This window comes from Jutongia sp., assembly GCF_057878315.1.
The window spans coordinates 1-13,592 of the sequence record NZ_DBLXSO010000025.1; the positions used below are offsets into that span (position 1 = coordinate 1).

The 13,592-nt window shown below is 49.5% G+C and carries 10 protein-coding genes, 1 tRNA gene and 1 pseudogene; all 12 read right to left on the bottom strand.

Annotation, left to right across the window (positions count from 1 at the left end; translation table 11 throughout):
- The coding region (locus tag ACZLMD_RS07475; RefSeq protein WP_489495478.1) for a hypothetical protein at positions 1–243 on the bottom strand (243 nt) is incomplete at its 3' end.
- Positions 244–580: 337 nt separating this feature from the next.
- Positions 581–662 (bottom strand) — tRNA-Leu (locus ACZLMD_RS07480).
- 108 nt (positions 663–770) lie between these two features.
- Positions 771–1,211, bottom strand: a complete 441-nt coding sequence (locus ACZLMD_RS07485) for a GtrA family protein (RefSeq protein ID WP_022306278.1) — start codon at positions 1,209–1,211, stop codon at positions 771–773.
- Between the two features lie 83 nt (positions 1,212–1,294).
- Positions 1,295–2,869, bottom strand: coding sequence for a beta/alpha barrel domain-containing protein (locus ACZLMD_RS07490; protein WP_022306279.1), 1,575 nt, complete (start codon positions 2,867–2,869; stop codon positions 1,295–1,297).
- A 20-nt stretch (positions 2,870–2,889) separates the two neighbouring features.
- Entirely contained in the window at positions 2,890–3,639 is a 750-nt protein-coding gene (locus ACZLMD_RS07495) for an HAD-IIA family hydrolase (protein ID WP_489495479.1), read from the bottom strand.
- Positions 3,639–4,595 carry a glycosyltransferase family 2 protein gene (locus ACZLMD_RS07500; RefSeq protein ID WP_489495481.1) on the bottom strand — a complete coding sequence of 319 codons (957 nt, stop codon included), beginning with the start codon at positions 4,593–4,595 and terminating at the stop codon, positions 3,639–3,641. The genes ACZLMD_RS07495 and ACZLMD_RS07500 overlap by 1 nt, the downstream gene beginning before the upstream one ends.
- The gene (locus ACZLMD_RS07505) at positions 4,582–5,517 is read right to left on the bottom strand and encodes an NAD-dependent epimerase/dehydratase family protein (protein WP_484107285.1); all 936 of its coding nucleotides are present in this window, start codon (positions 5,515–5,517) and stop codon (positions 4,582–4,584) included. The genes ACZLMD_RS07500 and ACZLMD_RS07505 overlap by 14 nt, the downstream gene beginning before the upstream one ends.
- A gap of 30 nt (positions 5,518–5,547) precedes the next feature.
- A complete protein-coding gene (locus tag ACZLMD_RS07510; protein ID WP_118561626.1) occupies positions 5,548–7,383 on the bottom strand; it encodes a thiamine pyrophosphate-binding protein in 1,836 nt (611 codons plus the stop codon).
- Positions 7,384–7,516: 133 nt separating this feature from the next.
- Positions 7,517–8,854 carry a lipopolysaccharide biosynthesis protein RfbH gene (gene rfbH / locus ACZLMD_RS07515; protein WP_022306284.1) on the bottom strand — a complete coding sequence of 446 codons (1,338 nt, stop codon included), beginning with the start codon at positions 8,852–8,854 and terminating at the stop codon, positions 7,517–7,519.
- An 84-nt stretch (positions 8,855–8,938) separates the two neighbouring features.
- Complete coding sequence (gene rfbG / locus ACZLMD_RS07520) at positions 8,939–10,003, bottom strand: CDP-glucose 4,6-dehydratase (RefSeq protein WP_489495482.1); 1,065 nt, start codon at positions 10,001–10,003, stop codon at positions 8,939–8,941.
- A gap of 88 nt (positions 10,004–10,091) precedes the next feature.
- Positions 10,092–10,805, bottom strand: a pseudogene (rfbF, locus tag ACZLMD_RS07525) (glucose-1-phosphate cytidylyltransferase); the annotation flags it as partial.
- A gap of 23 nt (positions 10,806–10,828) precedes the next feature.
- A complete protein-coding gene (locus ACZLMD_RS07530; protein ID WP_489495483.1) occupies positions 10,829–13,543 on the bottom strand; it encodes a YfhO family protein in 2,715 nt (904 codons plus the stop codon).
- Positions 13,544–13,592 lie beyond the last annotated feature (49 nt).

Here is a 13,592-nt window from a genome sequence, read left to right on the forward strand (position 1 = left end):
CTCATAAAACTCCAACACTGAATCCATCCATAGATTTGCCTTGGTACATGTATCAACCTTTCCCCAAGTTAAACTTTCGGGAAAAAAATGACTTTTTTCCTTCAATTTGTAACTAAATTCTTCACATGAATGTACTGCATCTGGCGCAATTGTTCCTATCAAAAAATCATTTTCATTTATATTTAAAGAAAATTTCGAAAATATTTCCTCTGCGATAATTATGTGAATCATTGTGTATGCCATATCTTTTCTCCTTCTCGTTATATTATCAATAGCATTTTTACAGATAATGATGTCGAGCATCATTTATTTTTAGCTGTGCATCCAACAATATAAAAGCATAAATTCTAATATCTTATTTTTGATTATATCATAAATTCACAACTCTTCGGCAAAAAGTAAAAAAAGCTCCAAGCCCTTATAAATAAATGGTTTGAAGCTTATCATGCGGATGACAGGATGCCAGACGTCCGGTGGACGTCTGACCGGCACCGACCGGAGCGGCAGCGGAGACCTTGAATCCCAGGATTCAAGGTCTCCATCCGCAAAAACCCCCGGAACCTTCGTTCCGGGGGTTTGATGCGGATGACAGGACTTGAACCTGCACGCCTCGCGGCACAAGAACCTAAATCTTGCATGTCTGCCAATTCCATCACATCCGCAGTTATATAAAAGGAATCTGCCACATCTATGACAGATCCTGTTTATTCTATCATTCCCATAGAGGGTTGTCAAACATAAACCGCACCGATCGCGCCTCCGTACCATTCCTATTTTCCCTGGAACGCCCAGAACTTATTGAGTACAAAGTTGATCGGCACGCCGATGATCGAGTTGATCAGCGGGGCAATGTATTTGGAGATGTGGAGTACATCGATCCACAGATATGACAGCACGTTGCTCAGAATAATTCCGGTGAATGCGTAGGACAGATACATCTTGATTAGTGCCTGCAAAAGCTCCTTCCAGGAGGTTCCCTCCATGTTAAATACCAGCTTGTTGTTCCAGTAAAATGACCACAGCACACTGAGAATAAACGCCACGGTGTTGGCTATGATGTAATCCCAGCGCTGGAATATGTGCGCATGTCCCAGCAGGAACAGGGTTGCAACATTGATCACATAGGATACGACTGTATTGGTGACACCTACGATCCCGAATTTAATAAACTGGATCAGCAGCTCCATCTTCGTCTGTTTCTTTTCTGTCATCTCTTTTCCCCCGTATTGTTGTATTCTGCTTCTCATTACTCTGCAGAATTTCTATTCTTATTCTTGTCTAATCCCCGCAGGGTCTATTTCTTATAAATGCTGTCGGTCAGGAATGTAATTTGCATCTTCTCCTGCAACCGGTTCAGCTCTGCGGCGATCAGCTCGTTGCGCTCCTTGAGCTGCTCTGCGGAGAAGTCATATTCCAGACCGCTGTTGACGTAGTTGCCGTGGTTTCGGATATCGTAGCCATCCAGCCCGGCAATGACAACCTGCGGCATCCCGATGTGCAGCAGGAAATGCAGGCACATCAGACCGGAGTTTTCCATGATCGCCGGTTCCTGGGAAGAATAGCTTGCGAAGTTTAACATGTATTCGTAGTCCTTTGCCTCGCGCAGATTGGAGGTGATGATCTTTCTGACGGAATCATCGGTAATATTTTTGTAGCGGCGCATATGACAGATGAACGCATAATCACAGGCAAAGTCAGCCGGAACGAAGTTCAGCCCGATCACGACCGGATTCTTTTCGCGGATGTATTCCTCGACCTGCGCTTTCTGCTGCATCAGGCTCTTGCCCGATCCCAGAAGAAGCACCTCTCTGCCCGAAAGCTCCTGCTCCAGCTTCTCGACAGCCTCACGGTCGTCGATATAATTTTCCTGATACTGCTTGTAAATCGCCTCAGCCTTGTCCTTATTGTAAAGAGCCTTGTCCTCCTTCGGGATCGACTTTAAGATCTCATTGTAGGATTTCACGGTCAGCGTTCCCTTAGATGCGAAGTAGATCGCATAGTTCGGGTGGCAGCCGTTGGCGGCAGACAGATACAGCGGCAGGGAATATCCCCAGAAATGCTCCCGGTAAATGTCGTTGAGATACTCGTCAATGATCTCAAGCATCGGCTCAATGCGGTACTGCTTGTCGAAGTTCTCGTTCATGTACTCGGCGAAAAGCTCCAGATTCAGATTGCCGGCGCCACGTCCCATACCAAACACGCAGGCGTCCAGAATGATGTCGCGGTGCAGATGCATTTCCGTAAAGGCGGAGGCATTGCCCATCGCCTGCTGCATGTTGTTGTGGGAATGATACCCGAGCATAATGTCCTCCCGCAGATTATGATCGGCAATCTGCGCCAGACGGACAAAGTCCTTTTTCTTGATCAGACCGAAGCTGTCCACAATATAAAATGCCTTGATCGGGAGCCGGTTGAACTTCTCGATCAGCGCGATAAATTCACTGTCGGTATAATTGTCGGTTCCCACTGCCTGCGCAAAGACATCGTAGCCCAGCTTTTCCAGCTCCTGAATGTAATTGTACGCCTCCTCGATCTTGCTTTTCTTGAAGATCACACGGAATACATCAAAGCCGTCCGGCACGCGTTTTCCAAGCTTCTCTAACGGGATCGGCCGCCCCATATCGATCATGCCGACATAATGGGTGTCGGGATTCTTCGGTGCGATCATATCCCGCACGCTGTCGTTGCCGTCAAACAGTGAATAATCCTTGCTGTATTCGCATTCTCTGACGAAACCGATCTCGAAGTATTCTATCCCCGCGAGAACAATCTTCTTGCCAATATTGAAAATGGCATCTCTTCCAAAATGCCAGTCATTGACATAACCGCCGTCACGCAGTGTACAATCCAGTAAATTTATCCTGCTCATCTAAAATGCCCCCTTTGCATCTATTGCAGCAATTCGCTGATCTTCCGGACACAGTTGGTGTCCTCATGGGATTCCTCCCCGATATAAACCGCCCGGCTCCCGTACTTATGTGCCATGACGATATCACTCGCATAGGTGTCTCCGACCACAATGATCTCCTCCGGCTTTAAGCCCTTGTCCTGACAGATAATGTCCATCAGCAGCGGATTAGGCTTTCCGACCGAGTAGTCCACCTTTCGTCCAAGGCTTCCCTCCAGCGCGCCGACCATCGCACCACAGCCCGGCATACGCTTCGCATTCTCGCCCGGATAATGATGCTCGAGATTACAGGCAATAATCTTGTCCGCCCGCAGTGCTACCTGCAGCGCATCCGTCAGCTTCTGATAATTGAAATCCATATCATAGCCCACGATCACGACCTCCGCATGATCGGAAACCGTAACACCGAGCCCTGCAAACTCCTCTGCCAGCGCATCGCTTCCCATAATGTATACGGTCTTGTAGCCCATCTGATGTGCATAAAGTGCTGCGGCGTAGCTGCCGGTATAAACCTCCTCATAGCTGCAGGCAAGCCCCATGCCGGTCAGCTTCTCCCAGATCTGTTTTCTTGTTTTGGTCGAATTGTTTGTCATGAAGTAAACCTGCTTGCCAAGCTCACGGCACCGGCGTACTACCTCATCCGCCCCTGGTATCAGCTTACTTCCATAGTAGATCGTGCCGTCCAGATCAAACAAAACGGCACGAATATTTTTATTTTCTATATATTTCATTATTTATTTCCTGTCTTGTCCTTGTCAAAGTTAATGCGCTCCTCCTCAATTACAAGCGGACGCTTCATCATACGCTTATTGATACTGAGCACATACTCGCCCAGAAATCCGATAAAGAACAGCTGAACCGAACCAAGGATGCACACGGCTAACAGGATCGGTGTCATACCGGCCACAAAGCGATCCCAGTAAAGAAGCTTTAAAATCAGATATACAAAGGCGACCACAAGGCTGATCGCGGACATGATAAAGCCCACGATCGTTGCCAGACGAAGACCCGCCTTCGTGTATGAGGTAAAGCTGAGCATCGCTGCATCGTAAAGAGTGAACCAGTTGTTGTGCGTCTTGCCGGCGCGGCGCTTCTGCTGCTCATACGGCACGTCCACACGCTTATAGCCAAGCTCTGCGACGATTCCGCGCAGGAACGGTGTCGGATCGTCCAGATTGCGCAGTACATCCACAAAGCCCTTGTCGTAAAGACCAAAGCCGGTGAAATGCTCAATCTGCTCCACATCAGACATCTTCTTGATCATCTTATAATAACAGGTGCGAAGGAAACGCATGATCTTATTTTCCTTGCTGGTCGTCTTGATCGCACAGACGATTTTGGCACCCTTCTCCCACTCCTCAACAAGACGCGGGATCATTTCCACCGGATCCTGGAAATCACAGCACAGGCAGATCGTGCAGTCACCGCTCGTCTGGCAGATTCCGTAATACGGAGAGTTGAACTGTCCGAAATTCTTTGCATTAAAGATTGCTCTGATCTTTGAATTGTCGGCACAGATTTCCCGCAGATACTCTCTGGTACGGTCTGTGGAATCGTTATCAATAAACAAAATCTCATAATCATAGGACGGCAGATTCGTTGTGATCTCACGGATCACCGCCTCACTGATCGCTTTTACATTTTCTTCCTCGTTATAACAAGGTATCATTACACTAATTATTTTCATGCTGCCTCCATTCCGACTTCATCCACGCGATCGTCTCGGTCATGCCGGTACGAAAATCTGTCTGTGGTACAAATCCGGTATCCTTTGTGAGCTCAGAGATATCGGCACACAGATACATAACCTGTCTCGCGCCATACGGGATCTCACCGAAGCCAAGCCCTGCCTCCGGGTCGATCAGATCTCTGATCTGCTCAATATATTCTTTGAGTGGGCGTGCTGTTCCGCTGCCGATGCAGTACACCTTTCCGTGCTGTCCCTTCTCGCCAAGCGCGATCATGGCTCTCGCTGCATCCCTGCTGTACAGATAATCCCACTGCTGTTCTCCTTTGGTCAGGGCAGGTGTCTGCCCGTCAAGAAGCTTTCGGATCGTGGTCGTGACCATGGTCTTATCGCTGTCGCATGGTCCGTAAATGCTTAAGATACGCGTCCACACATGGCGCAGTCCAAGCTTTTCGCATTCGATACGGCTCATCTGACCGGCACAAAGCTTCGCCATGCCGTAACCGTTCTCCGGAAATGCCGGTGTCTGTGGTGTCAGATTTCCCTCCACTCTGCCATACTCTGCCTGGGAGCCGGAGCCGACAAACGCCTCGCAGCCCATTCTCGCCGCCAGTCCTGCCGCCTCGATCGTATAACGGATATTATCCGTTTGCAGCCTCATATCATTGCGGGCATCGCCAATCGTTGCCGCCCACCCGAAATGATAGAACACATCGCAGGGCGGAATGTCGGACACGTCCAGATCGCCAAGTCCCGAAAGATCACACTCCACAAGATGGACATGCGCATCCTCCGGAATCCGTGCCGCTCTCGCCGAATGCGGACGGACAATGGCATAGACTTCAATATCCTTTGCAATACATTCCCGAATCAATGCGGTGCCGATGGCTCCGGTCGGTCCGGTCACTACAATCCTTTTCATCTTCTTTCTGCCTTTCTGTTGTTTATCGTCCTACTCTACCGGCGGGATCAGAAGGTTGGCAAGCACTTCCTCCCTTGGAAGGAACGGTGCCAGATCCTCCAGCGGCGGACTCACAAGACTGCCATCCTCCAGACGCTTTGTTGCGCTCTTCGGCTCGAAGTTCTGTGTCGGTGAAACGAAGATCTCACAGAATACAGGTCCCTCCTCTGCCAGCGTCTTATCAACTGCTTTCTTCATTTCTTCGTTGCTGTGTGCCTGATAATATGTGTATCCAAATGCCTGAGAAAGCTTCTCAAACTCCGGGAATGACAGATCGCCGCTCTCCGGTCCGATTCCGACCTTGCAATGATTGCTGAACAGATTGTTCTGCGTCTGACGGATGGAATGATAGCCCTGATTGTTGATCAGGAACAGCTTGATCGGAAGCTTGTTTGTCAGTACCGTCTGCAGCTCCTGCAGATTCATCATGATACTTCCATCGCCCTCAATACAGATCGTGTCCTTACGGTCATTTGCCACACAGGCACCGATAGCTGCCGGCAGACCGTAGCCCATGCTGGCGATCGCACTGTTAATGATAAAACGTGCATCCTTCTGGATCACATAGTTATGGCTTCCCACCACGCAGGCACTTCCGTTTGAAACAACGGTCAGATTGCCCTCCGGCAGGCTTTCACTCAGATAATTGATAAATGCATATACATTGGCGTAGCTGCCATCCTCTTCCCAATGCTTCGGCAGCGTAACCGGATAATCTTTCTTCCAGTTCTGACAGCGGCTTACCCAGTCCTGTCCGGTAAATACAGGCGTCTCGCCGGATAAGGTCTGATCCATTTTCTCGAAGAAATCCTTTGCGTCCGCACAGACCGGCATGTCCACATGGATTGTGGTCTTCTTAAGCTCTGCCGGATCCACATCAACGTCGATCACATACGCCTCTCTCGCCCAGGTCTTCCAATTGTAGCCGACCTGACGAATGGACAGACGGTTTCCGACAGCAAGCACAAGATCTGCATTCTGCACGGCAAAGTTGCCGGCACGGTCACCCATGATGCCACCACGGCCTACATAAAGCGGATGTGCCGTCTCGATCGCATCGATAGAATCCCAGCAGGTTGCCACCGGAATGCCAAGCTTCTCCACAACACTTCGGAATGCCTCATAGCCCTCGGAAAGCCGGATGCCATTGCCCGCATAAAGTACCGGACGTTTCGCCTGACGTACCTTTTCGATGACCTGATCGATCACACTCTGTGCTACCGAAACCGGCATCTTTGCGGAATCCTCCGCCGGATCGTAGCCTCTCAGATCGTCCGTCTCAATATAACAGCCCTGATAATTCACCGGAATGTCGATCCATACCGGACCTCTTCTGCCGGTCATTGCCAGATGATATGCCTTCTCCAACGCATAACGGATCTGCATCGGATCCTCGATCATCACGGCATATTTGCACATGCTGTCGACAGATTTTGTAATATCAAACTCCTGATCGCCCACGGCACGAAGCGGCAATCCATCCGTGAACCGGCTCATATAACGTGCTGTCGTGTCATAACGGACCTGTCCGGAGATCACGAACATCGGCACGGAATCAAGCCATCCGCCAACCACGCCGGTAATTGCATTGGTTCCGCCCGGTCCGGTGGTCACACAGAGTGCCGCCATCCTGTTATGAATGCGGGAATACGCCTCTGCCGCAATGGCACAGCCCTGCTCATGATGATTGTAAAGACAGTGCATGCCTTCCTTGTGTCCAAGTGCATCATTCAGATGCATAGCACCGCCGCCTGTCACCATAAAACAGTCTGTAATTCCATGATCTACCAAAAAATCTGCTACATAATCTGCTAATCGTTGTTTCATGCTGCCTCCATCTGACGCTCACGCTCCTGCTTCTGCGGGATGCCGGTCAAAATATATTCCTTCGGCTCTTCCTGCCATATGCTCCTTCGCCGGACAGTCCGGCTGCCGGTGCATACGATCGCTTCGCCGTATTTTACTGCTCTACTGCTTCCTTGATCTTACGAATCATATAGTCGATCATCTCATCGGTCATTCCCGGATAAACACCGATCCAGAATGTGTCCGTCATGATCTGGTCTGTCACCGGCAGATCGCCGATCACACGATAGCCCTCGCCGGACTTCTTCAGCTCGCTAAAGCAAGGCTGCTTTAGCATATTACCGCCAAACAGCATACGTGTCTGCACGCCTTCCTTCTCCAGATACTGTACCACGGTATTCTTCTCAACGCCCTCACGGCAGGTCAGCAGGAAGCCGAACCAGCTGGGGTCTGAATTCTCACATGGCTCCGGAAGGATCAGCTTGTCCTCCACGCACTTAAGTCCCTCCTTCAGACGGCTGAAGTTATGCTTTCTGCGCTCCACAAAGGAAGGGAACTTCTCAAGCTGTGCACAGCCGACTGCTGCCTGCATATCGGTTGCCTTGAGATTATATCCAAAATGAGAATATACATACTTATGATCATATCCGAACGGAAGCTCTCCGTGCTGTCCGTCAAAGCGGTGACCGCACATATTGTCACGACCGGACGCACAGATGCAGTCACGCCCCCAGTCACGCATGGAGCGGATGATCTTGTTTAATAACGGATCATCGGTATAAACGGCACCGCCCTCTCCCATCGTCATATGATGTGGCGGATAGAAGCTTGATGTTCCGATGTCTCCGATGGTTCCTGTCTGCTTTGTGACACCGTCGATCGTGTAAGTCGAACCCAGCGCGTCACAGTTATCCTCAACAAGCCAGAGATTATGCTTATCACAAAATGCCTTGACTGCGGCAAGATCAAACGGATTGCCGAGCGTATGCGCGATCATGACCGCCTTCGTCTTGTCGGAAAGTGCTGCCTCAAGCTGTGTCACATCAATGTTGTACTGAGGGATCGTCATATCCACAAATACCGGCACGGCACCGTACTGGATCATTGCTGCAATCGTTGTCGGAAATCCCGCTGCCACCGTGATCACCTCATCCCCGCGGTTGATCTTGCGGTCACCAAGAAGCGGTGAGGTCAGTGTCATAAAAGCAACCAGATTTGCAGATGATCCGGAGTTGACCAGCGCACAGTAGCGCACGCCCAGATATTCTGCGAACTTCTTCTCAAATTCATCGGTATAACGTCCGGCGGTCAGCCAGAACTCCAATGCGGAATCCACAAGATTGCACATCTCTGCATGATCGTATACACGGGATGCATACGGGATCCGATCTCCCTCATGATACTCCTTCTTGTTGTGATATGTGTCACAGTATTCTGCGACCATTTTCAGGATTTCTTCCTTTGCCTGCTGCTCTGTCTTATTTTCGAACATACTGCCTCCATTCTATATATTCACATACATATCTCTCTAAAATTCTGTTAAAGTCAATCTCTTTGCCCCAACAGGTGTCATGTGTTACTGTCTGCTCTTCGTACTATAAAACTCGTCGATCTCCTGGTCCATCTCTGCCGGAATATCACCGCCTGCCAGCCATACCTTACTGAAGCGGCATGTCATTTCCATGCACTCCTCAATGTGCCACCGCGGTGTCCATCCAAAGACGCGCTTTACCTTGCTGCAGTCTAGCTTGAGGAAATTCGCCTCATGCGGTGCATTCTCCTCCGCCTGGTTCTCCCATGCAGCACCATCGCCCCAGCACTTGCAGAACAGGTCGGTCAGCTCGCCGGTCGTCACGCAGTCGCACTCATCCGGTCCCACGTTATAAAATCCTGCATAGCTCTTATCCTCATACTGCTTCTGTGCGATCAAAAGATAAACACCAAGCGGTTCCAGTACATGCTGGAATGGTCTGGTGGAATACGGATTCCTTACGCCGATAGTGTCCCCCCGCTGCATCGCACGCACGCAGTCCGGGATGATCCTGTCGTTGGCAAAGTCGCCTCCGCCGATCACATTGCCTGCTCTCGCTGTGGAGACTGCCAGATCACGGTCTGCAAAAAAAGAGTTTATGTAGCTGTGTGTGACAAGCTCGGAACAGGATTTGCTGTTGGAATACGGATCAAAGCCATCAAGCGGCTCATTCTCGCGGTAGCCCCACTCCCATTCTTTATTCTCATAGACCTTATCGGTCGTGACATTCAGGAAACTCTTTACGCACGGATTCTGTCTGACACATTCACAGATATTGACGGTTCCCATCACATTGGTCTCGTAGGTGTAAACCGGATCCTTATAGGAATCCCGCACGATCGGCTGTGCCGCGAGATGAAGCACGATCTCCGGCTGCGTCTTTTGAAAGACCTCCTTTAAATGGTTCAGATCACGGATATCTCCGATCACTGAATTCATATGCGGTGCCAGATCCGCCAATGAGAACAGATCCGGGTCCGTCGGCGGCTCCAGTGAGTAGCCGGTCACCTCTGCGCCCGCCTTGATCAGGATCCGGCAGATCCAGCTTCCCTTAAAGCCTGTGTGTCCTGTTACCAGCACACGTTTTCCTTTATAAAATGATACGTCCATTTCTATATATCCTTTCCGGTTAATCGTTCCATTTCTTCCATGGTGCATTGCCGGTGCGCAGGTACTGCTCCAGCATGTCCATCTCACGCTTGTTGTCCATGCACTGCCAGAAACCGCGATGCATATAAGACATCAGCTCACCCTCCGCAGCAAGACGTTCCAACGGCTCCCTCTCCAGAATGGTATCATCTCCGTCAATGTAATCAAAGATATCCGGCTCTAATACCATATATCCTGCATTGATCGGTGCTCCGTCCGAAATATTCTTCTCACGGAACGACTTCACGGCATTGTCGCCGCCAATATTTAATACGCCCTTCTGCTGCTCCTGCATAACGGCAGTCAGCGTTGCCTTCTTGCCGTGGTTTCGATGGAACTCTAACAACTTGGCAATATCAACATCACACACGCCATCCCCGTAGGTCAGCATAAATGTCTCATCCCCCACATACGGCTGAATGCGCTTCACTCTGCCACCGGTCATCGTCTCCAGTCCGGTGTCCACCACCGTCACCTTCCACGGCTCGCAGCGGTGGTCGTGTACCATCACTGTCTTCTGTCCGTTCGTATAATCAAAGGTCACATCGCTGTGATACAGGAAATAGTTTGAGAACCACTCCTTGATCATGTGCTGCTTATAGCCTGCGCAGATAATAAATTCATTAAATCCGTAGTAGGAATATTCCTTCATAATATGCCAGAGGATCGGATTGCCTCCGATCTCCACCATCGGCTTCGGCTTATACTGGGACTCCTCTGAGATACGGGTTCCCTTTCCCCCTGCTAAAAGTACAACTTTCAAATCATCACCATACCTTTCCGTTTCTATGATTGTATGAGTACCAGAATCTGTCTCAGATAACAGAGTATTGGTACAATAAACAGCAGTGCGATAAACAGCGCATACACAACCCCATATATGTCATACGCAATGCTTCCAAGCACGCCTTCTGTCTTTTGATCCTGCTTTACGATTCCCTTCTTGAACAGATACCGGCCTGCCACGCAGATAAGCAGCGTGATCAGCGAAATGATCAGTCCCGGCGTTCTGCCGCTTGGGTGATATTTTAATACGATATTGTCACTTCCCTGTTCTACAGGAATAGAAAGCATTCCATCGATCGAACCGATCTCGACCTTCTTACCGTTGACCTTGCAGCTCCATCCTTTATCATAGGAAATCGGAAGGAACACATTACTCTTCGTCACATTGTCCAGCTTAAGCTTCACGCCGCTGTTCTTCTGCTTCAGCGTTGTGATCTTCGGATTCTGATCCTGAATTTCCTTTACCGCCCCGGTCAGAAGATCATAGTCAAGCCAGCCGATATGAAGCTGGGAAAGATCCGCCTCGCCGTTAAATTCAACCGAAACGCTCTCATTTTCAAAGCTTCCAAGGCAGATCAGACCATTGCCAAAGTCCACCGGATAGCTGGTATTTTCGGAAGAATCAGAATTTGGAATATATACCTCCTGACCGTTGACCGTGATGGTCTCCTGCAGATCCGTGTTGTTCGTGCCATAAAAATATAGCACCTTACGCCCACCGGTCACATTCGTCTCATAGGTAAGATCCGTCGTATCAAGTTCGCCGGTCACATCCCGGATCAACGTCTCATTGCTTCCTGTGATTGCTGAAAACAGACTGTTCTGAGTACTGAACAGATCGCTGCCCGCAGATAATTCATAGGTATCCGTACCAATGGCAAACGGCAGCTCCAGATTATTCTTGTAAAGTCCGATCTGATCTCCGTTATAGCCCTCCACGTTCTCGCACAGAGAATACATGCTCTCCGGGAGATTACGGTAGCTTAGATCATATTGGATATGTAACAGCGTATCGGAAAAGATCGTTCCGCCGGCATCCAAAAGCTGTGTCCAGTTGATGGAATAGCCGAGTGCCGCAAAGTTCGGCTGCAGATCCGGATTGATCACATGCCAGTAATTTGAAATCGCTTCCTGTCCCATGACAAGTGCATAATCAATATGATCGATCTTATAATCGGTATTCTTGATTCGTTCAAAGTCTTTGATATCTGTCGTAACGCTCTTGCCTGCGTTATTAGCAGCCTCCAGATATTCGGAGGAAAATACGGTTGCATTCTCCTTGTTGGTTGCAAAGCAGATGACCGAGGTTGCAACAAGCTGCGCACACATCAGCACCAGCACTGCCGTCTTGCGCTTGTGACTCTTTAAGATAAACAGGTACAGACCTGCAAAAACTGCCTCGATCACGAGACACAAAAATCCATCACCAAGTGTCGCATAGGAAGAATGACCGCAATATGCCGCGTATGCTTTGTAGATAACTCTGCCCGCGATCAGCGCTGCAGCGAGGCAGACACAGGCAATACAAAGGCTGCGGAACACATCCTCCTTCTGCGTCTCGTCCTTCTCGCGATGATCCTGATATAACAATGCCGCAAAATCGATCAACACAAAGGATACCACATAGATAAAGCGAACCGGCCAGCTTGCTCTGCTGCCGCCATGCCACAAAAGCTCTACCGAAGGAATGATCATGGATACAAGCATCAACAAAGTCAGGATCATATGACCCTTATACTTCCGGCGCTCCCCCTTCTGTCCGTCCCCTATAACAAAGAAGCCAATGATACAGGCAAACGGCAGTGCCATGTTGACACACATGCGACGAACCATACTCCACTCGTAGCTGCTCCACTGTGCCTGCAGTGCCGTTGCATAAGTTGCCAGATAATCTCCGTCACCGCTTCGTGGTGCCTCAGCAATACTGCGAAGTGCCGGGATCACGACCACTGCGCTTAAAAGCAGGGAGACGAGTACGGATACGCCGAGCCGGAGAATCCACCGCTTCTTCTCTTCCTTCTCTTTTGCAGAATCGACAAAGGTGCGGATTCCTGAGGATAACAGAATAAAAAGCAATGTAATACAGCCGGTATAAACATCCACCATCATCACCAGCGTAAATACAATGATAAAGTAAAGACAGCCCTTATTCTCATAAAGCCGGTCAATTCCGATCATGATCAGCGGCAGCAGAAACGCCACGTCCATTACGAGCATGATCTGGAAATGTACTAAGGATGCCGCTCCGAATGCATAAACAGCTGCACCTGCCACATATGCCATGCGCTCCATGTCATATTTGCGCAGATAGAAATACATCGCATATGCGATCGCGATCATTTTCAATATCATCAGAATATTGGCAAAATAATACAGATACGCTCTCGTTGAAAAATATAAAAAGAGATTGAGCGGGCTGAACAGCGCTCCCAGAGAAACCGCTCCGGAAATGTTCATGCCAAGACCTGAATTCCAGGTAAAAAACGGGCTTGCCTTTCCGTGCAGCACATCCCATACATAATACATTCCTGCCGGGATCGTCTGCTGAACCATGTCACCGCGGGCGATCGACTTGCTTCCAAACGGGTAAATGCCATTGACTCCATACGCAATGCACGCCGCTATCGTAACCAGAAGCAGCAGGATTCCCAGATCCATCACTGTCTTCCGGTTCTCCGGACGTTTTAACTTATTTTTTATTGTTTCCGCCTTCATGAAACACCCCTTTTCTCAATCGTGAATCGTCAAAAAACTCCAATTTTCA